Origin of the sequence: Micromonospora sp. AMSO1212t, from assembly GCF_008868145.1 — a bacterium.
Taxonomy (GTDB): Bacteria; Actinomycetota; Actinomycetes; order Mycobacteriales; family Micromonosporaceae; genus Micromonospora; species Micromonospora tulbaghiae.
This window is the reverse complement of the sequence record NZ_WBKS01000053.1, coordinates 1-21,887: the sequence shown is the minus strand read 5'-3', so window position 1 is coordinate 21,887 and position 21,887 is coordinate 1. Positions and strand designations below refer to the sequence as shown.

The window sequence follows — 21,887 nt, the reverse complement described above, 5'->3', positions numbered from 1 at the left end:
GTCATGCCGCCGAGATCGGATGATCCGCGCCGGGACGCCACAGGCTCCCGGCGCGGATCGTCGCGGGGGTCGGAGCCGCGCGAGCCGGGCCTCGGCGGGATCTCCGACGCCCGCGCGTACACCCCGCGGGGGCGGACCGTGCGCGAGGGCGGCGGCGCCGAGCAACGGCGTACCCCCCGCAGCAACCGGTCCGGCGACCCGTTCCGGCCCGCGTTGCAGGTGCTCGACGGCGGCCGGGCCGGGCGGGCCGGCACGCGCGAGCCCGTGACCGACGGCGCCCGGTCCGGCCGCCGGTCCACCGCCGCGGGCGGCCGGGCCGGCGTGGTGCGGACCGTCTCGTCCCGGCCGGTGCGGGAACCGTTCGACGACGACGACGAGGACGCGCCGCCGCCGCGCCGCCGGTCCCAGCCGCGCCGCCCGGCCGCCCAGCCCCGCCGGCCGGTACGCAAGCCGCGCCGGCCACCGCGACTCGGCGACCCGCGCCGGCGGCTGCGGCTCGGCACCGTGCTGGCGCTGGCGTTGTTCGCCAGCATCGGCGTGCGGCTGGTCTACCTCCAGACCGTGGACACCCCGGCGTACGCCGACGGCGGCCTGCCCAACCGGCTCGCCGTGGTCGAGCTGCCGGCCCCGCGCGGGGCGATCCTCGACCGCGGCGGCGAGCCGCTGGCGCACAGCGTCGAGGCCCGGTACGTGTTCGCCGACCCCACCCGGGTCAAGGACCGGTTCGCCACCGCGCGCCTGCTCTCCCCGCTGCTCGGCGTGCCCGTGTCCGACCTGGCCGAGAAGATGCGCAAGCGCACGCTGCCCGGCACCGACACCCCGTTGCAGTTCGTCTACCTGGCCCGCGGCGTGGAGATCGGCACCGCGAAGAAGATCATGGCGCTCGACCTGGCGGGCATCAACGTGCACCGCGACGAGCGGCGCGAGGTGCCCGGCGGTGACCTGGCCGCCAACCTGATCGGCTTCGTCAGCCAGGACATGAACGGCCTGGAAGGGCTGGAGGCCAAGTACGACGACGTGCTGCGCGGGCAGGCCGGCAAGCGGACCTACGAGGTGGGCCTCGGTGACCTGGCCGCGCCCATCCCGGGCGGCTACAGCCGTACCACCCAGCCGCAGCCGGGCAGCTCGCTGAAGCTCACCGTCGACCGGGACCTCCAGTTCATGACGCAACGCATCCTGGCGAAGCAGACGGCCAAGGTGAAGGGCAGTGTCGGCGCCGCGGTGATCATCGAGGTGCCGAGCGGCGAGGTGCTGGCGCAGGCCAGCCAGCCGACGTACGACGCGGCCAACCCCACCAAGGTGGGCTCCCCGGCCGACCGGGACGACGCGGCCACGACGTTCGTGGTCGACCCGGGCTCGATCCACAAGGCGATCACCTACGGCGCGGCGCTCCAGGAGGGCGTGATCACGCCGGACACCACGTTCCCGGTCGCCAACACGATCGTCCGCGGCGGCGTCACGTTCCGCGACACCCACCCGGCCGACGGCCGCACCATGAGCATCCCCGGCATGCTCGCCTACTCGTCCAACGTCGGCACCATCGAGATCGCCGAGAAGCTGGGCAAGGACCGTCTCTTCGACTACCAGAAGCGGTTCGGGCTGGGCCAGGCGACCGGTGAGGGGATGCCCGGTGAGGCCGCGGGCCGGCTGCTCCCGCCGGACCAGTGGAGCGGCTCGGCGTACGGGTCGGTGCCGATCGGGCACAGCGTGGACGCCACCCCGCTGCAGATGGCCGCCGCGTACGCGACCATCGCCAACAACGGCACGTACGTGCAGCCGCACCTGGTCAAGGAGACCATCGGCGCGGACGGCGAGCGCAGCCCCGCCGCGGCGCCCACCACCCGTTCGGTGCTCAGCCCGGCCAACGCGGCGGCACTGCGCCGGATGATGGAGGCGGTCACCACGGTCGACGGCCCGGACGGCCCGGCGACCGGGCTGGCCGCGGCCGTGCCCGGCTACCGGGTGGCCGGCAAGACCGGCACCGGCCTGCGCTACGACGGCGGCAAGCAGCAGCCCGGCGAGGTCGGCTCGTTCATCGGCATGGCCCCGGCGGAGAACCCCCGGTACGTCGTCGCGGTGTTCGTGTGGAGCCCCGGCGGCGGGGGCGGCGCGGTCGCCGCGCCCGCGTTCCGGGAGATGATGGGCTTCACTCTCCGCCACTACCGGGTGCCGCCGTCGCTCACCAACAAGTCCCCGAAGTTCGAGGTCTTTCCGCGCTGAGCGGGGACGGCGGGACATCATCGGTGAGTGGCGACGAACCACCGGGGCGGCTGTGCGGTCGGAACCGGACGACCGGGTAGGGTCTGACGCCGTGCCCGGCAATCCACGTCCCACAACCGTGCGTCCCGTACGGCTCGGCGACCTCGCCGCCCGCGTGGCGGCGACCCCGCCGGAGGAGGCCGCCGAACTGGCCGTCACCGGCGTGACCCACGCCTCCCAGGAGGTACGCCCCGGCGACCTGTACGCCGCACTGCCCGGCGCCCGGCGCCACGGCGCGGAGTTCGCCGCCGCAGCCGCCGAGGCGGGCGCGGTGGCCCTGCTGACCGACCCGGCCGGCGCGGCGCTCGCAGCCGGCACCGGCCTGCCCGTGGTCGTGGTCGACGACCCGCGCGACGCGCTCGGCGAGGTGGCCGCGACCGTCTACGGCGACCCGACCGCCGGCCTGACCGTGATCGGGGTGACCGGCACCGCCGGCAAGACCTCCACCAGCTACCTGGTCGAGTCGGGGCTGCGGGCCGCCGGGCACGTCACCGGGCTGATCGGCACCGTGGAGACCCGCCTCGGCGACCTGGTGATCGACAGCGTCCGGACCACTCCGGAGGCCACCGACCTGCACGCCATGCTCGCGGTGGCCCGCGAGCACGGGGTGGACACCGTGGTCATGGAGGTGTCCAGCCACGCCCTCGCCATGGGCCGGGTCGGCGGCGTCCGGTTCGACGTGGGGGGCTACACCAACTTCGGCTCCGACCACCTGGACTTCCACGCCGACGAGGCGGACTACTTCGCGGCCAAGGCCAAGCTGTTCGACGGCCGCTGCCGGGTCGAGGTGCTCAACCACGACGACCCGGCGCTGCGCCCGCTGTACAAGCCGGGCACCGTCACCTACTCGGCGGCCGGTGACCCGGACGCGACCTGGTGGGCCGACGGGGTCGACGGAGAGGGCTACGCGCAGCGCTTCACGCTGCACGGGCCGGACGGTCTGACGCTGCCCACCGGCGTGGCGCTGCCCGGCCGGCACAACGTCGCGAACGCGCTGCTCGCGGTCGCCCTGCTGGTCGCCGCCGGGGTGGACGCACGGACCGCGGCGCGCGGTGTGGCCGCCTGCGGCGGCGTGCCCGGCCGGCTGGAACTGGTCAGCGGCGACGCCCCGGTACGCGGCGTCGTCGACTACGCCCACAAGGCCAACGCGATCGAGGCGGTGCTCACCGCGCTGCGCGGCCTGACCGAAGGCCGGCTGATCTGCGTGCTCGGCGCCGGCGGCGACCGGGACCGGGGCAAGCGGCCGGTGATGGGCGGCGTGGCGGCGCGCGGCGCCGACGTGGTGCTGGTGACCGACGACAACCCGCGGACCGAGGATCCGGCCGCGATCCGGGCCGAGGTGCTGACCGGCGCGTACGCCGCCGCGACCCCGGCCCGCGTCATCGAGGTGCCCGGGCGGCGGGCGGCGATCGAGGAGGCGGTCCGGGTGGCCGAACCGGGTGACGTGGTGGCGGTGCTGGGCAAGGGCCAGGAACGCGGCCAGGAGATCGGCGGCGAGGTGCTGCCGTTCGACGACCGGGTGGAGCTGGCGGCGGCGCTGCGCGTCCGCTTCGGCGACCTGGTGGGTCAGCGGTGATCCCGCTGACGCTGGCCGAGGTGGCCGACGCCGTCGACGGCCGGCTGGCCGGCGCCGACCCGGACGCCCGGGTCACCGGCACTGTCGAGTTCGACTCCCGCAAGGTGAGCCCGGGCGGGCTGTTCGTCGCCTTCCCCGGCGAGCGGGTGGACGGCCACGACTACGCGGCCGGCGCGATCTCGGCCGGCGCGGTCGCGGTGCTCGGCACCCGGGAGGTGCCGGGCGTGCCGATGGTGCTCGTCGGCGACGCGCTCGACGCGATGGGCCGGCTGGCCCGCGCGGTGGTGGACCGGCTGCCCGGGCTGACCGTGATCGGGCTGACCGGCTCGTCCGGCAAGACCACCACCAAGGACCTGATCGCCCAGCTCGCGGTGCGGCTCGGCCCGACGGTGGCGCCGCCCGGCTCGTTCAACAACGAGCTGGGGCACCCGTACACCGCGTTGCAGGCCACGCCGGAGACCCGCTACCTGGTGATGGAGAAGGGCGCCCGCGGGGTCGGGCACGTCCGCTACCTGTGCGACGTGGTGCCGCCGCGGATCTCGGTGGTGCTGAACGTGGGCGTGGCGCACCTGGGCGAGTTCGGCTCGGTGGAGACCATCGCGCTGGCCAAGGGCGAGCTGGTCGAGGCGCTGCCCGACGACGGGCTGGCGGTGCTCAACGCCGACGACCCGCGGGTCGACGCGATGGCGTCGCGTACCGGCGCCCGGGTGGTGCGCTACGGCGAGTCGGAGCGCGCCGACGTGCGCGCCGTGGACGTGACGCTCGACGGCCGGGGACGGCCCTCGTACACCCTGGTCACCCCGGAGGGCAGCGCGCCGGTGCGGCTCGGGCTGACCGGCCGGCACCAGGTCTCCAACTCGCTCGCCGCCGCGGCGGTCGGCCGGGAGCTGGGCCTGCCGCTGCCCGACCTGGCGGCGGCGCTGAACGAGCTGGGCCTGGTCTCGACCCGCCGGATGGACGTCTTCGAGCGTCCCGACGGGGTGACCGTGATCGACGACTCGTACAACGCCAACCCGGCCTCCACCGGCGTGGCGCTGCGGGCGTTGGCCAGCATGCGCGGCGACGGGCGTACCGTCGCGGTGCTCGGCTACATGGCCGAGCTGGGTGACTTCGAACGGGAGGGGCATCAGCAGGTCGGCCGGCTCGCGGCCGAACTGGGAGTGGACCGGCTGCTCGTGGTGGGCGAGCCGGCGGCGCCGATCCACGAGGGCGCGACAGCGGTAGGTAATTGGGGAGGAGAGTCGGTGCTGCTCACCGATCAGGCGGCGGCCGTCGAGGTGCTGCGGAGCGAGCTGCGTCCGGGAGACGTGGTGCTGGTGAAGGGCTCCCGGTACCGGACCTGGGAGGTGGCCGACGCGCTGCGCGCGGACGCCCGTGAGGGTGCGACGGAGGGCGGCGCCGCATGAGGGCGGTCATCGTCGCCATCGGGGTCGCGTTCCTGATCTCGCTGTTCTGCACCCCGATCGCGATCAAGGTGTTCGCCCGGCTGAAGGCCGGTCAGCCGATCCGATCGAACCTCGGGCTCGCCAGCAACGAGGGCAAGAAGGGCACGCCGACGATGGGCGGCGTGGTCTTCATCCTGGCCACGGTCATCGCGTACGTCGCCGGGCACCTGGCGCTGACCACGCTGCCGGACGCGCAGATCGCCCAGGTCGAGCCGACCATCACGGCGCTGGTGCTGCTGGGGCTGATGGTGTTCTCCGGCGCGGTCGGCTTCATCGACGACTTCCTGAAGGTCCGCAAACGGCACAGCGGCGGCCTCAACAAGCGGGGCAAGCTGGCCGGGCAGATCCTGGTCGGAGCCGTGTTCGGCGCGGTGGCCGTCTACTTCCCGTCGAGCATGACCGACGCCGGCGGCAACGCGACGAACACCGAGACGGTGGGCAGCACCACGCTGAGCTTCATCCGGGACATCCCGGCGCTGGAGATCGGCAAGATCGGCGCGGTGATCGTCATCATCATGGTGGTCATGGCGGCCACCAACGGCGTCAACCTCACCGACGGCCTGGACGGCCTGGCCACCGGCGCCTCGGTGATGGTGCTCGCGGCGTACGCGCTGATCGCGTTCTGGCAGTACCGGCACTGGTGCGCCGACCCGAACTACACCGAGTCGTACTGCTACGCGGTGCGCGACCCGCTGGAGATCGCGCTGATCGCCGGTGCGGCGGCCGGTGCCTGCGTGGGCTTCCTGTGGTGGAACACGTCCCCGGCGCGGATCTTCATGGGCGACACCGGGGCGCTCGGGCTGGGCGGCCTGATCGCCGGCATGGCGATGTCCACCCGGACCATCCTGCTGCTGCCGATCCTGGGCGGCCTGTTCGTGATCATCACGATGTCCGTGGTCATCCAGATCATCTCCTTCCGCACCACCGGCAAGCGGGTGTTCCGGATGTCGCCGTTGCAGCACCACTTCGAGCTGGCCGGCTGGAGCGAGGTCAACATCGTGGTCCGGTTCTGGATCATCGCCGGTATCGGCGTGGCCATCGCGCTGGGCCTGTTCTACAGCGAGTTCCTCGCCGCGGTGAGCTGACCGCACCACCGCGTCACGGCGGGGCTCCCGATTGTCACCGGAGCCCCGCCGTCTCACGTTCCGACACGCCGACCGGGCGGTTGCGCCACGGGCGGGCGGGTCGAGCGGCCATGATGGGCCTGTGGGGGAGGGACGAGACATCCAGGTGACCAGCGACCCGCCGGCCCGCCGTGCCCCGGCTGCCACGCCTCCGGCTGCCACGCCTCCGGCCGACCCGCCCGCGGCGCGCTGGGATCCGGCCGGTGGCCTGGCCGCGCTGCGCGGCCTGCTGGCCCGGCCGCTGGCCTCGTACTACCTTCTGCTGTCCAGCGCCGGCCTGCTGCTGCTGATCGGCCTCACCATGGTCTTCTCCGCCACGAGCGTGAAGGACTTCGCCGAGGGCGGCGACGCGTCCGCGTCGCTGACCAAGCAGGCCGTGTTCGCGGTGATCGGTATCGGCGCGTTCTGGGCCTGCCAGCGGCTGCCCGCGCGCACGTTCCGGGCGGTGAGCCGCCCGGCGCTCGGCGTGGCGGTGGCGCTGCTGCTCACGCTCAACCTGTTCGTCGCGCTCAACTCGCTGTTCGGGGTGACGTCGATCGGGCCGCTGCGGGCCGAACTCCTCTCGCTCTCCCTCGGCCCGATCTCGCTGCAACCGGTCGAGGTGGCGAAGTTCGCGCTGGTGCTGTGGGCGGCGCACGTGCTGGCCCGCAAGGGCGCCGCGCTGGGCTGGTGGAAGGAACTGGCCACGCCGCTGTTCCCGGTGGTGGGCCTGCTGTTCGTGCTGGTCGGCTTCAACGACCTGGGCAGCATGCTCTGCCTGCTGGCGCTCGTGGTCGGGCTGCTCTGGGCGGCCGGCGTGCGGGGCCGGGTCTTCGCCGCGCTCTCCGCGATCGGCCTGGCCGGCATCGGTCTGCTGGTGGCCGCCGCCTCGCTCGGCGCCGGCTCCGGCTCCCGGGACGCGGACAACTACCGGCTCGGCCGCCTCACCATGTGGCTCGACCCGCCAGATCCGAAGACCTGCTTCGAGCAGAAGCTGGACTACTGCTACCAGCTCGTGCAGGCCCGCTACGCGATCGGCAACGGCGGCTGGTTCGGCGTCGGGCTGGGCCAGAGCTCGCTGAAGTGGAACTACCTGCCCGAGGCGCACAACGACTTCATCTTCGCCATCGTCGCCGAGGAACTGGGCGTGGTCGGCTGCACAGTGGTCCTGACGTTGTTCGCCGTGCTCGCGTACACCGGGATGCGGATCGCCCGCCGGGTCGAGGACCCGTTCCGCCGGCTCGCCGCCGCCGGCGTGACCGCCTGGCTGGTCGGCCAGGCCGTCATCAACATCGGTGGCGTCACCGGCCTGCTGCCGCTGACCGGTGTGCCGCTGCCGTTCATCTCCGACGGCGGCAGCGCCCTGGTGGTGACGCTCGCCGCGATCGGCATGCTCGCCTCGTTCGCCCGCGCGGAGCCGGACGCGGCGCGAGCGCTGCATGCCCGTCCGCCCGCCCGATGGGTCCGACTAGTGTGGGCCCCGTTGCCGCCGCTTCCCGGCCGGCGCCGTAAGCCGGCGCCGCCCCCGGCCGACCGAGGGTCCGTGCCCCGGTCCCGGCAGCGGCGGCAGGACGACGAAGCCGCGCCCCGCGGCGCCCGGTCCGGCCGGGCGCGCTCCGGCGCGGCGAGCGAGAGGAGACGCTGATGGGTCCGCTGCGTTCGGTGGTGCTCTGCGGAGGGGGTACGGGCGGGCACATCTACCCGCTGCTCGCCTTCGCCGACTGCCTGCGCCGACACGACCCGAGCGTCCGGATCACCTGTCTGGGCACACCGAAGGGGCTGGAGAACGAGCTGATCCCGCCGGCCGGCTACGACCTGCGGCAGATCCCGGCCTACCAGCTTCCCCGGTCGGTCAACATGAGCCTGGTGCGGACGCCGGACCGGATGTGGAAGGCGGCGCGCGCGGCGGGCAAGGTGATCGACGAGGTTCAGGCCGACGCCGTGGTCGGCTTCGGCGGGTACGTCTCGGTGCCCGGTTACCTGGCCGCGTGGCGGCGGGAGCTGCCCATCGTCATCCACGAGGTGAACGTGCCGCCGGGCGTGGCGAACCGGCTCGGGATGAAGTTCACCAAGAACGTCGCGGTGGGCTTCCCGCACCAGCCGGCCCAGGCCGAGGCGCTGCGCGACGCCCGCGTGGTGGGCGTGCCGCTGCGCCGGGGCATCGCCGGGCTGGACCGGGTCGCGCTGCGTGACGCCGCCCGCGCCCACTTCGGACTCCGTCCCGACCTGCCGGTGCTCTTCGTCGCCGGTGGCTCGCAGGGCGCCCGCTCGATCAACCTGGCCGTCTCCGGCGCGGCGAAGGAGCTGGCGCGCAACGGCGTGCAGGTGCTGCACGTCATCGGCGCCCGCAACGAGCCGGTGTCCGTGCCCACCGACCTTCCGGTGCCGTACGTCACGCTGCCGTACCTGTCCGAGATGGAGCTGGGTTACGCCGCGGCCGACCTGATGCTGGCCCGGGGCGGCGCGATGACCTGCGCCGAGGTGGCCGCGATCGGCCTGCCCGCCGTCTACGTGCCCTACCCGCACAGCAACCAGGAGCAGAAGCGCAACGCGCTGCCGGTGGTGGAGGCGGGCGGCGGCCTGCTGGTCGACGACGCCGAGATGACCCCGGCCTGGGTGGAGCGGACGGTGATCCCGCTGATCCGGGACCCGCAGCGGCTGTACGCGATGAGCCACGCCGCGGCCGGCTACGGCCGCCGCGACGGCGACGTGGCGTTGCTGAACTTCGTCTACGAGGCGGTCGCCCGCTGATGAGGGAAACCGCGACGGGAAGGTACGTCTGATGAACACCGCGCAGTTCACGCCCGCCGGCACCATGACGGCGGAGGACCTGGGCCGGATCCACCTGATCGGGGTGGGCGGCGTCGGGATGGCCGGGCTGGCCCGGCTCTTCCTCACCCGGGGCCTGCCGGTCTCCGGCAGCGAGCTGCGGGAGTGGCCGTCGCTGGCCGGCCTGCGGGCGCTCGGCGGCACCATCCACTCCAGCCACGAGGCGTCCAACCTCGACGGGGTGGACACGGTGGTCTACTCCTCGGCCATCCCGCAGGACCACCTGGAGATGGTCGAGGCGCGCCGGCGGGGTCTGCGGGTGCTGCACCGCTCCGAGGCGCTCGCCGCCGCGATGACCGGCCGCCGCACGGTGGCGGTGGCCGGCACCCACGGCAAGACGTCCACCACCTCGATGGTCACCATGGTGCTCCAGCAGGCCGGCACCGACCCGTCGTTCGTTATCGGCGGCGAGATCTCCGAGGTGGGTTCCGGCGCGCACCACGGCACCGGCGAGCACTTCGTGGTCGAGGCGGACGAGAGCGACCGCTCGTTCCTCATCTACCGGCCGTTCGTGTCGATCGTCACGAACATCGAGGCGGACCACCTCAACACCTACGGCGACCTGGCCACCCTGGAGGCGGCGTTCGCCGAGTTCGCCCGGCTCACCGACCCGGCCGGCTTCGTGATCACCTGCGCCGACGACGCGGGCGGGCGCCGGCTGGCCGAGACGCTGCGCGCCGAGGGCCGCCGGGTCTGGACGTACGGCGAGTCCGCCGACGCGGACCTGCGGATGAGCGAGGTCGTGTCGTCCGCGCACGGGGTGCGCTACCAGGCCGAGGTCGAGGGCCGGCCGCTGGGTGAGATCCGGCTGCCCGTACCGGGCCGGCACATGGCGCTCAACAGCGCCGCCGCGGTGCTCGCCGCGTACCTGCTGGAACTGCCGGTGGCCGCGGCGGAGGCCGCGCTCGGCGCGTTCCCGGGCGTGCGGCGCCGCTTCGAGCGCAAGGGCGCCGCGGACGGCGTGCTGGTCTACGACGAGTACGCCTACCACCCGACCTCGATGACGCTGGCGTTGCAGACGCTGCGCGAGGTGGCCGGCGACGGCCGGCTGATCGTGGTGTTCCAGCCGTACCGGCTCTACCGCACCCGCGACAACCAGGCGGAGATCGCCGCCGCGCTCGGCATCGCCGACGAGGTGGTGCTGCTGGAGGTCTTCGGCCCCGGCGAGACGCGCCGCCCCGGCGAGGGCTCGGCCGCGCTGATCCAGGAGGTGCCGCTGCCGGCCGAGCGCAAGGTGTTCGTCGAGGCGTGGGACGACGTGCCGGGCGAGGTGGTCCGGCGGGCGCGGACCGGCGACGTGGTGGTGACCATGGGCGCGCCGCCGACCTCGCTGATGGGGGACCAGTTGCTCGACGCCCTGCTCGCCCGCTCCGCCGGGGGCACGGGGCTGAGCGCCGGCGTCGACCCGGACGGCGCGGCGACCCCCGCCGGATGAGTCCCGGTCCGGCCCGCGGCCGTACCCCCGGACCGGACGGCGGCGGCGGGCGGCGCAGTCCGGCCCGGCGCTGGCAGCTGGTGCGGGCGAACGCGGACGCCGTGCCGCCGTCGACCCGCCGGTTCATGGCCCGGGCCCGGCAGCGGCGGATGCGGGCCGCGCTGCCCTGGGCGGTCGCCGCCGCGGTGCTCGCCGTCGCGGGCCTGGTGACGTGGACGGTGCTGGGCACCGGCCTGTTCGGGGTGCGCGAGGTACGGGTGGTCGGCGCGCGGCTGGTCACCCCGGTGCAGATCCGCGACGCCGCCGCGGTGCCGGACAACGCGCCGCTGGCCCGGGTGGACCTGGACGCGACCGCGCGCAAGGTCGGCACGCTGCCCCCGGTGGCCCGCGCCACAGTGGAGCGGGAGTGGCCGGGCACGCTCGTGATCCGGGTGCAGGAGCGCACCCCGGTGGCGGCGGTGCCGCAGGGCGACGGCTTCGTGGTGGTCGACGGCGCGGGTGTGGTGTTCCAGCGGCTGGACCGGGCGCCGGACGGGTTGCCGCTGGTCAAGGTGGCTCGGCCGGGCCCCGACGATCCGGGTACGCGGGCCGGGCTGGCGGTGCTCGCCGCGCTGGGGGAGAAGCTGCGCGCGGAGCTGGTCGCGGTGGACGTGGCCGGGCTGGCCCGGATCACGCTGATGCTGCGCGGCGAGCGTCAGGTGTTCTGGGGCGACGCCTCCCGGGGGACCGACAAGTCCACCGTGGCCACCGCGTTGCTGAGCCGCAAGGCCGACCGGATCGACGTCAGCGCGCCGGACGTGGTCACGTTCGAGTGACCCGCGGCTCAGCGAGTGTGCGCTGTGTCCCCGGTCGCTAGGTCTGCGACACGCCGGAACAGGTCCTTGGCTCCTGGCGCGGCGGCGCATACGTTGCCCCGAAGAGATCAGTGGTTGACATAACTCTAAGCCTCTAGTAGAGGGTGAGGGTTCAGCCGTCGGAGGCCGCTGATCCGGCCAAGCCGTGTGGGGTCGGCCCATGCCAATCTCGAAGGGAAAGGACCGGAGATGACACCTCCGCACAACTACCTGGCGGTCATCAAGGTCGTCGGCATCGGGGGCGGCGGCGTCAACGCCGTCAACCGGATGATCGAGGTTGGGCTCAAGGGCGTCGAGTTCATCGCGATCAACACCGACGCGCAGGCGTTGCTGATGAGCGACGCCGACGTGAAGCTCGACGTGGGCCGGGAGCTGACCCGGGGACTGGGCGCGGGCGCCAACCCGGACGTCGGCAAGAACGCCGCCGAGGACCACCGCGACGAGATCGAAGAGGTCCTCAAGGGCGCCGACATGGTGTTCGTCACCTGCGGCGAGGGCGGCGGCACCGGCACCGGCGGCGCGCCGGTCGTGGCGAACATCGCCCGCAAGCTCGGCGCGCTCACCATCGGCGTCGTCACCCGGCCGTTCTCGTTCGAGGGCAAGCGCCGGCAGGTCCAGGCCGAGGCGGGCATCGAGGAACTGCGCAACCAGTGCGACACGCTCATCGTGATCCCGAACGACCGGCTGCTCGCGCTCGGCGACCGCAACATCTCCATGATGGACGCGTTCCGCACCGCCGACCAGGTGCTCCTCTCCGGTGTCCAGGGCATCACCGACCTGATCACCACGCCGGGTCTGATCAACCTGGACTTCGCCGACGTGAAGAGCGTGATGAGCGGCGCGGGCAGCGCGCTCATGGGCATCGGCAGCGCCCGGGGCGAGAACCGCGCCGTCGAGGCGGCCGAGGCGGCCATCTCCAGCCCGCTGCTGGAGCAGAGCATGGACGGCGCGCGCGGCGTGCTGCTCTCCATCGCCGGCGGGTCGGACCTGGGCCTGTTCGAGATCAACGACGCGGCGCAGCTGGTCACCGACGCGGCCCACCCGGACGCGAACATCATCTTCGGCGCGGTCATCGACGACGCGCTCGGCGACGAGGTGCGGGTCACCGTGATCGCGGCGGGCTTCGACGGGGGCACGCCGGCGTACAAGGCGGTCGAGTCGCCGCGCAAGAGCAACCAGAACCCGCCGGCCCAGCCGAATGCGCCGGCGAGTCCGCCGGCCACCATGCCGGCGCCGCAGCAGCCGTCGCGCCGGGTGCTCTTCGACGACGTCGACGTGCCCGACTTCCTCAAGAACGGGTCCTGAGCCGCGCCGATGACGGAGTCACAGACGGCGGTGCGGCCCGAGCGGCGCGCCGAACTCGCGGCCGGCCTGGCCCGGGTCCGGGCCCGCATCGCCGACGCCTGCGCGGCGGCCGGGCGGCCGCGCGACGAGGTCACCCTGGTCGCGGTGACCAAGACGTACCCGGCGGCGGACGTGGTCGCGCTGGCCGGGCTCGGCGTGACCGACGTCGGGGAGAACCGCGACCAGGAGGCGGCGCCGAAGGCGGAGGCGGTCGCCGACGCCGGGGCCACGCCGCGCTGGCACTTCATCGGCCAGTTGCAGCGCAACAAGGCCCGCTCGGTGGTCCGGTACGCCGACGTGGTCCAGTCGGTGGACAGCGTCCGGCTGGCCGCCGCGCTGGACGCCGCCGCCGGCGCGGTCCGGGACCGGCCGCTGGACGTGCTGGTGCAGGTGAGCATCGACGGCGACCCGGACCGGGGCGGGGCGCTGCCCGGCGCGGCCGATCCGCAGCGAGGGCTCGACCCGGTGGCCGCGGCGGTGGCCGGCGCCGACGGTCTGCGGCTGGCGGGCCTGATGGCGGTGGCGCCGCTGGGCTGGGAGCCGGACCGGGCGTTCGCCCGGCTGGCCGAGGTGGCGGCGGCACTGCGGGCCGACCATCCGGGCGCGACGGTGCTGTCGGCGGGCATGAGCGGAGACCTGGAGAGCGCGATCGGGCACGGCGCGACACATGTCCGTGTCGGCAGCGCGTTGCTCGGAATGCGCCCTGCGCTGCGGTAGCCTCAGCACGACGGAAGCAAATTACATCAGTGTTGTTCAGGACGGCGTTCCCGTAGCCGGGGGCCGTGACGGGCGGACCGCGAACCGCGCGTCAGGGGATTGCCGATCCGGTCCGGTGGGCATGATCGTCCACTCGTGATCAAGCGACACGGCACGGGGGCGCGTGCCGCACGGCGGACGGAAGGGCGCGGGGATGGGTGCACTGCGCAAGGCGGGGGTCTGGCTCGGTCTCGTCGAGGAGGACGACGAGCGGGCGTACGAGGACGGTGGCTACGACAAGGGTGGCTACCGGGACTCGTCGCGCTACCGGTCGAGCCGGTACGCCGAGGAGTTCGCCGACGAGGACGACGACGAGGCCGAGGAGCCGCCGACGACGCGGAGCCGGCTCGGCGACCGGGGCCGGCTGTCCGAGCGCGCCTCCAGCCGCGCGGTCGACGCCGACCGGGCCGAGTCCGAGCGCCCGGAGCGGGCCGAGCGGTCCAGCGTGCGGTCGATCACCCGGTCCTCCGCCGGTGACACCTCGGGCGCCCTGACCTACCACACCCGGGACAACCTCGCGCTCGCGCCGCAGGCCCAGCCGCGCGAGCGGGAGCGCGTGGCGCCGGAGGACGAGCAGCGCTACCAGATCACCACGCTGCACCCGACCACGTACCGCGAGGCGCGGACCATCGGCGAGCACTTCCGCGACGGCGTACCGGTGATCATCAATCTCACCGAGATGGACGAGGCGGACGCCCGCCGACTGGTCGACTTCGCCGCCGGGCTCGCGTTCGGTCTGCGCGGTACGATCGAGCGCGTGACCAACCGGGTGTTCCTGCTCTCACCGGCCAACGTCCAGGTCACCGCGGAGGACAAGGCCAAGATCGCTGAGGGCGGCTTCTTCAGCCTGAGCTGAGCCGCACGACCGAGGGACGTCGCCTGCCGTGTTGTCGATCCTGTTCCAGGTGCTCTACCTGTTGCTGTACATCTTCCTAATTGTCCTTTTGGCGCGATTTGTTATGGGGGCGGTGCTGGCCTATGGTCGCCGCTGGCAACCGGGCCGGGGAGCGTCGGCGGGACTGGAAGTCGTGTGGAGCGTCACTGATCCGCCCCTGCGAGCGTTGAGGCGTGTGATCCCGCCACTGCGAATTGGTACCGTGAGCATCGACCTGGCCTCCCTTGTGCTCCTGGTTATCCTGTTCGTGCTGATGGAGTTCGTGTTTAGGCGCCTGATCTTCGCGTTTGCCTGACCAGAGCGCTTTCGCGGCCGCAACTGACCCGAGGAGTTTCGATGCCGCTGACCCCGGCCGACGTCCACAACGTCGCCTTCAAAAAGCCGCCGATCGGCAAGCGGGGGTATGACGAGGAGGAGGTCGACGCCTTCCTGGACGAGGTCGAGCGCGAGCTGGCCCGTCTGATCGAGGAGAACAACGAGCTGCGCGCCCAGGTGGAGCGCGGCGGTCGGGGTGGCGCTCCCGCCGGCCCCGGCGGCGACGCCCGCCTCGCGGCGGAGCTCAACGACGTCAAGGCCCAGCTCGACCGGGTGCAGCGCGACAAGGCGGCCGCCGAGCAGGCGGCCCGCGCGATGCAGGCCGAGCTGGAGCAGGTCCGCACGCAGGGCGGCCCGGCCGGCGTGACCGCTGACGGCGAGCAGCAGGCGCTGCGGGTGCTCATGATGGCCCAGCGCACCGCCGACGACCACGTCTCCGACGCCCGTCGCGAGGCCGACCAGCTGCTCTCCGAGGCCCGTTCCAAGGCCGAGGAGGTCACCCGGGAGGCGCGCGCCAAGGCCGACGCCCTGGAGCGGGACGCCCGCCAGCGGCACCAGGAGGCCATGGGCGGCCTGGACGCCAAGCGCACCGCGCTGCAGAAGCACATTGAGGAGCTCAAGCAGTTCGAGCGCGAGTACCGCACCCGCCTCAAGGCGTACCTGGAGAGCCAGCTGCGTGACCTCGACGGTCGCGGCCAGGGTCTCGAGGTGGAGATGAACCGCACCGAGGGCAACCGTGCCACCGGCAGCAACGGTCTCGCCGCGGCCGGCCTCGCCGGCTCCTACGGCGGTGGCCGCGCGGGCTCGCTCGAGTCCGGCCGCTGATCCCGCGTCGGTGGCCGTCCCCGTGACGGCCACCGACCGCCCAGACCGACACGACGCGGCCGGGGGTGAGCCGTGGTAGCCGCCAGCATCCTGCTCATCCTCGTCGCGGTCGTGCTGCTGGTCGCCGGCCTCGCCGGCGGGTCCAGCATCCTGCTCATCGTCTCGATCGCGGCCAGCCTGCTGTCCGCCGTCGCCTTCGTCGCGTTCGCCCGCCAGGCCGCCGCGACGCGGGCCACGGCCGGCCGGGAGGCCGGGCCGCGAATGCGGACCTCGCACACCGTCCCGTCCCCGGACGAACCGGTGAGCCCGGTCCCGCACCACACGTCCACGGTCGGCGCCGGCGGATCCGGGTGGCGGCAACCGCCCGGGTCGCCGGTGACCGAGCCGGACGACGCCCCACCGCCGGCCGCGTACTCGCCGCCGGCCGAGCCGTTCGACGCCGAGCCCTACACGGCGCCGGATCCGGTGGTCGCGGACGCGACCCCCTACTCACCGCCCGGCCCGCGCGTGCCGGAGACCGCACGCCCCACCTCGCCCGCACCGGGGGAGGCGTTCGACGGCGACCCACCGGCCGAGTTCCTCTCCACCGGTGAGGTCGCCCGGCTGGTCCGGCTGCCCGACGAGGTCCTGGTGGTCGACGGCCACCCCCGCTTCCACCTGCCCGACTGCCCGCACCTCGTGGGCCGGGAGGACGAACCGCTGCCCGTCGCCGAGGCGGTCGCGCTGGGCTTCACCCCGTGTGCGCGCTGCGCCGCCGCCACCACGCTGCTCGCCGAGGCCCGGCCCCGCTGACCATGACGATCGCGGACGACACACTCACCGTGGCGGTGCGGGTGAAGCCCGGGGCCTCCCGCGCCCGGGTGGGCGGGCGGTTCGACGGGCCGTACGGTCCCGCGCTCGTCGTCGCGGTGCACGCGCCCGCTGTGGACGGCCGCGCCACCGAGGCGGCCCGGCGCGCGCTGGCCGACGCGCTCGGCGTCCGGCCGGCGACCGTCTCGCTGCGCTCCGGCGCGGCCAGCCGCGACAAGCTGTTCCTGGTCGAGCGCCCGCACGACGGGCTGCCCGAGGTGCTGCGCCGGCTGCGCGACGGCAGCACGGCGTGAGGTCCGGTCGGGCCGGCCGGCGATGACCCCGGGGCTCGACGTCGCGCTGCTCGTGGGCGCCGCCGTGCTGCTGGTCGCGGTGGGCGCGGTGCGGTTCTCCACCCGGCTCGGCGTACCGAGTCTGCTGGTCTACCTGGCGCTCGGCGTGCTGCTCGGCGAGGCCGGCCTGGGCATCCGGTTCGACGACGTCGAGCTGACCCGGGTGCTCGGCTTCTGCGCGCTCATCGTGATCATCGCGGAGGGCGGCCTGACCGCGCGGTGGAGCACGTTGCGGCCGGTGCTGGGACTGACGGCGGCGCTGTCCACGGTCGGCGTCGTGGTCAGCATCGTGGTCGTCGGCGTGGTGGTGCACCTGCTGCTGGGCCTGGACTGGCGGCTGTCGCTGCTCTACGGCGCGGTGCTCTCCTCCACCGACGCCGCGGCCGTGTTCGCCACGCTGCGCCGGTTGCGCCTGCCGCCCCGGCTGGTGGCCGCGCTGGAGGCCGAGTCCGGGGTGAACGACGCCCCGGTCGTGCTGCTGGTGCTGCTGCTGTCCCGCGCCGGGGTCGAGGCCGCCCACCCCTGGTGGTACGAGGTGCTGCTGCTCGGTTACGAACTGAGCGCCGGCGCGGCGGTCGGGGTCGGCGCCGGGCTGGCCGGCCGGTACGCGCTGCGCCGGGCCGCGCTGCCGTCGGCCGGCCTGTACCCGATCGCGGTGGTCGGCTTCACCGTGCTGGCGTACGCGGCCGGCTCGATGCTGCACGCCTCGGGTTTCCTCGCCGTGTACGTCGCGGGCGTACTGCTCGGCAACTCGCGGCTGCCGCACCGCCAGGCCATTCTCGGTTTCGCCGACGGGCTGGCCTGGCTGGCCCAGATCGGCCTGTTCGTGCTGCTCGGCCTGCTGGTCTCGCCGAGCCGGCTGGACGCGGCGGTGCTGCCGGCCGTGATCACCGGGCTGGCGCTGCTGCTGCTCGCCCGGCCGCTGTCGGTGGCGGTGTCCGCGTTGCCGTTCCGGGTGAACCTGCGCGAGCAGCTGTTCCTGTCCTGGGCGGGGCTGCGCGGCGCGGTGCCGGTCGTGCTGGCGACCATCCCGCTGTCGCTGCACGTGCCGGGGGCCGACCGCCTGTTCGACGCCGTCTTCGTGCTGGTGGTGATCTTCACGTTGCTCCAGGCCGGGACGCTGGCGCCGGCCGCCCGCCGGCTGGGGGTGACCGCGCCGGCGGAGGCGAGCGAGATCCTGCTGGAGACCGCGCCGCTGGAACGGATGCGCGCGGATCTGCTCCAGCTGGAGGTGCCGACCGGGTCGCGGCTGGCCGGGGTGCACGTGGACGAGCTGCGGCTGCCGGTCGGCGCCGCGGTGACGCTCGTGCTGCGTGACGGCGTCGGTTTCGTGCCGGGCGCCGATACCCGGCTCAAGGTCGGGGACAGCCTGCTCATCGTCGCCACCGCCGGCGTTCGGGACGAGACCGAGCGGCGGCTGCGGGCGGTGAGCCGCCGGGGTCGGCTGGCGAGGTGGTTCGGGGAGTACGGCGAGGAGCAGGCCCGCTGATCTGCTACCGTTCCTTTTGCCCCGATTGATGGCAGTCCGGGGCGGATACGTGGGACGACGGTGCGGCACGTTGTCGGACGCCTGTACGTTCCGTATTCTTGCCAACCTCCGGAGTGCACGGCGGACTCGCTCGCCGTGCACCCTTCCGTACGCGGACGACGCCGACGAAGGCGTCCCCGCCCACGTACCGCTGACCGCCGCGCCACGCGGCTGAGGGAGCTGACATGGCGAAGCCAGCCGACACCAGGACCGCCGGCCGCAAGCCCGCGCCGAAGGCCACCCGCAGCGCCGCGGAGACCGAGAAGATCCGGGCCGCCCTGGCGGCACGGCGGGACGAACTCAACGCCGAGTACGATCAGACGCTGAGCGAGATCACCGAGCTGCAGCGCGACCGGCTGACCGACTCGGCCGGGGACGACCAGGCCGACACCGGCACCAAGACGTTCGAGCGGGAGCAGGAGATCTCTCTCGCCAACAGCATCAAGGAACGGATCACGCAGGTCGAGCGCGCGCTGGAGCGCCTCGACGAGGGTGGCTACGGCTGGTGCGAGCGGTGCGGCAACCCGATCCCGGTGGAGCGGCTCGCCGCGTTCCCGTCGGCCACCCTCTGCGTGACGTGCAAGCAGCTGGAGGAGCGGCGCTGATCACCGCTCCCCGGCGGCCGTACGGCAGACGGTGACCACACCGTCGCAAGCGTCGATGGGGAGCAGATGACCGCAGCACCGCCCGCCGGGGCCGGCACCACCGAGTCGGGCGCCGGCGCGCCCCGCCGTAAGGCCGTCGGCCTGCTGCTCGGCGTGTCCCTGTTCTCGCTGCTGGCGGATCTCGGCACGAAGCAGCTCGCGCTCGCCGAGCTGACCGGCCGGGAGCCGGTGTCGCTGCTCGGCGGCGCGGTCTACCTCAGCCTCACCCGCAACAGCGGCGCGGCCTGGAGCATCGGCTCCGACCACACCTGGGTCTTCCCGATCATCACGTTCGTGGTGATCGGGTGGATCGCCTGGATGGCGCTGCGGCTGCGCTCGCTGCCGTGGGCGGTGTCGCTCGGCCTGGTGCTGGGCGGCGCGCTGGGCAACCTGATCGACCGGATCTTCCGCGCGCCCGGGCACTTCGTCGGGCACGTGGTCGACATGATCAGCCTCTTCGACCCGTACGGCCAGGTCTGGCCGGTGTTCAACCTGGCCGACAGCTCGCTGGTGTGCGGCGTGGTGCTCGCGGTCTTCCTGGAGTTGACCGGCCGGCAGCGCGACGGCTCCCGGCTGCGCGACGAGAAGCGCGACGCCGCCGCCCCGGCCGAGCAGCGGGAGAGCGCGTGACCTCCGCATTCGCCGCCGGCGGCGACACCCGTTCCCTGCCCGTACCGGACGGCCTCGACGGCATGCGCCTGGACCAGGCCGTGTCCCGCCTGTTCGGGCTCTCCCGCACCGCCGCTGCCGGCCTGATCGACGCCGGGGACGCGCTCGTCGACGGCGTGGCCCGGCCCAACTCGCACAAGGTCAAGGCGGGGTCGTGGCTGGAGGTCACGCTGCCCGCGCCGCCCGCCCCGCCGACCGTGGTGCCGCAGGCGGTGCCCGGCCTGACAGTGGTGTACGCCGACGACGACATCGTGGTGGTCGACAAGCCGGTCGGGGTGGCCGCGCACCCGAGCCCCGGCTGGACCGGCCCGACCGTGATCGGCGGGCTGGCCGGCATCGGTCACCGCATCTCCACCAGCGGCGCCGCCGAGCGGCAGGGCGTGGTGCACCGGCTCGACGTGGGCACCACCGGCATCATGGCGGTGGCCAAGAGCGAGCGCGCGTACACCGCGCTGAAGCGGGCGTTCAAGGAGCGCGAGGTGGAGAAGCGCTACCACGCCGTGGTGCAGGGCCACCCGGACCCGCTGCGCGGCACCATCGACGCGCCGATCGACAGGCACCCGCACCACGACTACCGCTGGGCCGTGGTCTCCGGCGGCAAGCCGAGCATCACGCACTACGACACGCTCGAGGCGTTCCCCGCCGCCAGCCTGCTCGACGTGCGGCTGGAGACGGGGCGCACGCACCAGATCCGGGTGCACTTCTCCAGCATGCGGCACCCCTGCGTGGGCGACCTGACCTACGGCGCGGACCCGACGCTGTCGGCCCGGCTCGGGCTGTCCCGGCAGTGGCTGCACGCCCGCTCGCTGAGCTTCGCGCATCCGGCCACCGGTGACGAGGTGACGTTCGTCAGCGAGTACCCGGACGACCTGGCCCGGGCGCTGGAGATCCTGCGCGACTGACGTGAGCGACGATCCCGCGCCTCCGCGCCGGTCCCGGTCCGCCGCGCTGACCTGGCTCGCGCTGGCCTGCGCGCTCGTGGTGCTGGTGGTGGCGGTGGCGCAGCGGCGGGACCGCCCGGTGAGCGACCGCACGGTCGGCGAGGTGACCCGGGTCGGCGTGACCGACGGCGCGAGCATCCCGGCGTACCTGCGCGCCGCCGGGGACGAGCTGGCCCGCCTCGACGCGCCCGACGGCTACGCGCTGGTGTCGTTCGGCGACTACCTGACCCCGGCGCGGGCGGCCGCCGCGCTGGACGGCACGCGGGTCTCGGCGGTGGTGGCACGGGTGCCGCTGCCCGGCCGGCAGACCGAGATCGTCCGGATCGCGGCGCTGCGCCTGCCGCAGGACGTGGTGGCCGGGATGACCGGCGTCGCGACGCGCAAGGACCGGGAGGCCGCGGACTACCGGTCCCGCGCCGCCGCGGCCGCCGCCGATCCGGAGCTGCGCCGGGCGTACGACAGCGGCGCCGAGGTCGCCGCCCGCGAGGCGGAGGCGTACCGGGCGGGCTGCGCCTGCGTCTACGCCGCGGTGGTCGGTGCCGCGCCGGACGCCCTGCGCGCGCTCGCCGGGCGTCCGGGCGTGCGGGTGGTGGACCCGGCGCCGGAGGTGACCCGTCTGGACCGGACCGTGTTCACCCCGCCGCTGCCCGAGCAGCGTGACGTGGTCCGGCCGCCGGCCGACACCGGACCGGCCGAGGCAGGCGGAATGGGCGATTCGTCGGAAGCCGCACGGACGGTGAGCGGACCTTCACCCACCGCCCCCGCGTCCGTGACCGGCTCCGGAGCGCCCAATCCCGCTCCCACCTCCTGAGACATCGGGGCGCACGGCTACCGGGCCGATCCCATGGTGCGGCGGGCCACCGGGCGATGTGCGGCGCGGGGAGTGGTCCGAATAGGGTTTCGTTCGTAGCCTGTCAGGCGGAGATCGATGGGCTGGGGGAGGGCGAATCCTTGGACGGCAGCGAGACCGGCTGGGGTCGGCAGGGCGAGCCGGCACCGCGGTGGCGGGCGCTGCTCGACCGGGCCCGGCTCGGCGGTCGCGGCGCGGAGCACGCCGACGCCGACCGGCACGTCGAGGAGCAACCGGCGCCGCCGCCCGACCCGCTGCCCCGCCGTGGCGCGGGCACCGGGTGGACCGGCCGCGCCACCGCCGTCGGCCGCGCCCCCGACGGGTCGTACGGCGCCGAGCCCGGTTACCGGGCCGAGGCCACGTTCCGGGTCGACCCGGCCTTCCGCGCCGATCCCCGGCACGACGGCGAGCCGGCCTACCGGGCCGAACCGGCGTACCGCAGCGACCCGGAGCCGACCTGGCGCGCCGGGCCGCCCC

General features: G+C 74.1%; 20 protein-coding genes and 1 pseudogene. All 21 read left to right on the top strand.

Features of this window, described 5'->3' with window-relative positions:
- Positions 1 to 3: 3 nt before the first annotated feature.
- Positions 4 to 2,220 (top strand): penicillin-binding protein 2, encoded by a 2,217-nt coding sequence (locus F8279_RS15765; protein WP_151500346.1) that lies wholly within the window; start codon positions 4 to 6, stop codon positions 2,218 to 2,220.
- 52 nt (positions 2,221 to 2,272) lie between these two features.
- Complete coding sequence (locus F8279_RS15760; RefSeq protein WP_192580703.1) at positions 2,273 to 3,835, top strand: UDP-N-acetylmuramoyl-L-alanyl-D-glutamate--2,6-diaminopimelate ligase; 1,563 nt, start codon at positions 2,273 to 2,275, stop codon at positions 3,833 to 3,835.
- Entirely contained in the window at positions 3,832 to 5,241 is a 1,410-nt protein-coding gene (murF, locus tag F8279_RS15755) for a UDP-N-acetylmuramoyl-tripeptide--D-alanyl-D-alanine ligase (RefSeq protein WP_151500344.1), read from the top strand. The genes F8279_RS15760 and murF overlap by 4 nt, the downstream gene beginning before the upstream one ends.
- Positions 5,238 to 6,365, top strand: a complete 1,128-nt coding sequence (gene mraY, locus F8279_RS15750) for a phospho-N-acetylmuramoyl-pentapeptide-transferase (protein WP_091420798.1) — start codon at positions 5,238 to 5,240, stop codon at positions 6,363 to 6,365. Before murF ends, mraY begins: the two co-directional genes overlap by 4 nt.
- Before the next feature lie 247 nt (positions 6,366 to 6,612).
- Positions 6,613 to 8,028 carry an FtsW/RodA/SpoVE family cell cycle protein gene (locus F8279_RS15745; protein WP_192580704.1) on the top strand — a complete coding sequence of 472 codons (1,416 nt, stop codon included), beginning with the start codon at positions 6,613 to 6,615 and terminating at the stop codon, positions 8,026 to 8,028.
- The gene (gene murG / locus F8279_RS15740; RefSeq protein WP_151500343.1) at positions 8,028 to 9,134 is read left to right on the top strand and encodes an undecaprenyldiphospho-muramoylpentapeptide beta-N-acetylglucosaminyltransferase; all 1,107 of its coding nucleotides are present in this window, start codon (positions 8,028 to 8,030) and stop codon (positions 9,132 to 9,134) included. The genes F8279_RS15745 and murG overlap by 1 nt, the downstream gene beginning before the upstream one ends.
- A 31-nt stretch (positions 9,135 to 9,165) precedes the next feature.
- Positions 9,166 to 10,647 (top strand): UDP-N-acetylmuramate--L-alanine ligase, encoded by a 1,482-nt coding sequence (murC, locus tag F8279_RS15735; protein ID WP_151500342.1) that lies wholly within the window; start codon positions 9,166 to 9,168, stop codon positions 10,645 to 10,647.
- A complete protein-coding gene (locus F8279_RS15730; protein WP_091420784.1) occupies positions 10,644 to 11,462 on the top strand; it encodes a cell division protein FtsQ/DivIB in 819 nt (272 codons plus the stop codon). Before murC ends, F8279_RS15730 begins: the two co-directional genes overlap by 4 nt.
- Before the next feature lie 228 nt (positions 11,463 to 11,690).
- On the top strand, positions 11,691 to 12,806 hold the full coding sequence (ftsZ, locus tag F8279_RS15725; protein ID WP_091420781.1) for a cell division protein FtsZ: 1,116 nt from the start codon (positions 11,691 to 11,693) through the stop codon (positions 12,804 to 12,806).
- 9 nt (positions 12,807 to 12,815) lie between these two features.
- A complete protein-coding gene (locus tag F8279_RS15720; protein WP_091420778.1) occupies positions 12,816 to 13,562 on the top strand; it encodes a YggS family pyridoxal phosphate-dependent enzyme in 747 nt (248 codons plus the stop codon).
- Between the two features lie 193 nt (positions 13,563 to 13,755).
- Positions 13,756 to 14,457 carry a cell division protein SepF gene (locus tag F8279_RS15715; protein WP_091420775.1) on the top strand — a complete coding sequence of 234 codons (702 nt, stop codon included), beginning with the start codon at positions 13,756 to 13,758 and terminating at the stop codon, positions 14,455 to 14,457.
- Positions 14,458 to 14,485: 28 nt separating this feature from the next.
- On the top strand, positions 14,486 to 14,791 hold the full coding sequence (locus F8279_RS15710; RefSeq protein ID WP_030500249.1) for a YggT family protein: 306 nt from the start codon (positions 14,486 to 14,488) through the stop codon (positions 14,789 to 14,791).
- Between the two features lie 41 nt (positions 14,792 to 14,832).
- Positions 14,833 to 15,636 carry a DivIVA domain-containing protein gene (locus F8279_RS15705; protein WP_091420772.1) on the top strand — a complete coding sequence of 268 codons (804 nt, stop codon included), beginning with the start codon at positions 14,833 to 14,835 and terminating at the stop codon, positions 15,634 to 15,636.
- 72 nt (positions 15,637 to 15,708) lie between these two features.
- Complete coding sequence (locus F8279_RS15700; protein WP_151500341.1) at positions 15,709 to 16,428, top strand: hypothetical protein; 720 nt, start codon at positions 15,709 to 15,711, stop codon at positions 16,426 to 16,428.
- A 2-nt stretch (positions 16,429 to 16,430) separates the two neighbouring features.
- Positions 16,431 to 16,739 carry a DUF167 domain-containing protein gene (locus F8279_RS15695; protein WP_091420767.1) on the top strand — a complete coding sequence of 103 codons (309 nt, stop codon included), beginning with the start codon at positions 16,431 to 16,433 and terminating at the stop codon, positions 16,737 to 16,739.
- 22 nt (positions 16,740 to 16,761) lie between these two features.
- Entirely contained in the window at positions 16,762 to 18,267 is a 1,506-nt protein-coding gene (locus F8279_RS15690; RefSeq protein WP_091420764.1) for a potassium/proton antiporter, read from the top strand.
- Between the two features lie 224 nt (positions 18,268 to 18,491).
- On the top strand, positions 18,492 to 18,911 hold the full coding sequence (locus F8279_RS15685) for a TraR/DksA C4-type zinc finger protein (RefSeq protein WP_030500254.1): 420 nt from the start codon (positions 18,492 to 18,494) through the stop codon (positions 18,909 to 18,911).
- Positions 18,912 to 18,977: 66 nt separating this feature from the next.
- Positions 18,978 to 19,580: a signal peptidase II gene (lspA, locus tag F8279_RS15680; protein ID WP_091420760.1), complete on the top strand. Its 603-nt coding sequence runs from the start codon at positions 18,978 to 18,980 to the stop codon at positions 19,578 to 19,580.
- On the top strand, positions 19,577 to 20,521 hold the full coding sequence (locus tag F8279_RS15675; RefSeq protein WP_091420757.1) for an RluA family pseudouridine synthase: 945 nt from the start codon (positions 19,577 to 19,579) through the stop codon (positions 20,519 to 20,521). The genes lspA and F8279_RS15675 overlap by 4 nt, the downstream gene beginning before the upstream one ends.
- 1 nt (position 20,522) lies before the next feature.
- Complete coding sequence (locus tag F8279_RS15670; RefSeq protein WP_091420752.1) at positions 20,523 to 21,371, top strand: hypothetical protein; 849 nt, start codon at positions 20,523 to 20,525, stop codon at positions 21,369 to 21,371.
- 140 nt (positions 21,372 to 21,511) lie between these two features.
- Positions 21,512 to 21,887 (top strand): annotated as a pseudogene (locus F8279_RS15665) (ATPase); the annotation flags it as partial.

Coding starts and splice junctions, on each gene's coding strand:
- F8279_RS15690 (WP_091420764.1), top strand. CDS start 16,762: ATGACCCCGGGGCTCGACGTCGCGCTGCTCGTGGGCGCCGCCGTGCTG.
- F8279_RS15695 (WP_091420767.1), top strand. CDS start 16,431: ATGACGATCGCGGACGACACACTCACCGTGGCGGTGCGGGTGAAGCCC.
- murC (WP_151500342.1), top strand. CDS start 9,166: ATGAACACCGCGCAGTTCACGCCCGCCGGCACCATGACGGCGGAGGAC.
- mraY (WP_091420798.1), top strand. CDS start 5,238: ATGAGGGCGGTCATCGTCGCCATCGGGGTCGCGTTCCTGATCTCGCTG.
- F8279_RS15705 (WP_091420772.1), top strand. CDS start 14,833: ATGCCGCTGACCCCGGCCGACGTCCACAACGTCGCCTTCAAAAAGCCG.
- F8279_RS15730 (WP_091420784.1), top strand. CDS start 10,644: ATGAGTCCCGGTCCGGCCCGCGGCCGTACCCCCGGACCGGACGGCGGC.
- murG (WP_151500343.1), top strand. CDS start 8,028: ATGGGTCCGCTGCGTTCGGTGGTGCTCTGCGGAGGGGGTACGGGCGGG.
- lspA (WP_091420760.1), top strand. CDS start 18,978: ATGACCGCAGCACCGCCCGCCGGGGCCGGCACCACCGAGTCGGGCGCC.
- F8279_RS15685 (WP_030500254.1), top strand. CDS start 18,492: ATGGCGAAGCCAGCCGACACCAGGACCGCCGGCCGCAAGCCCGCGCCG.
- F8279_RS15715 (WP_091420775.1), top strand. CDS start 13,756: ATGGGTGCACTGCGCAAGGCGGGGGTCTGGCTCGGTCTCGTCGAGGAG.
- ftsZ (WP_091420781.1), top strand. CDS start 11,691: ATGACACCTCCGCACAACTACCTGGCGGTCATCAAGGTCGTCGGCATC.
- F8279_RS15720 (WP_091420778.1), top strand. CDS start 12,816: ATGACGGAGTCACAGACGGCGGTGCGGCCCGAGCGGCGCGCCGAACTC.
- F8279_RS15765 (WP_151500346.1), top strand. CDS start 4: ATGCCGCCGAGATCGGATGATCCGCGCCGGGACGCCACAGGCTCCCGG.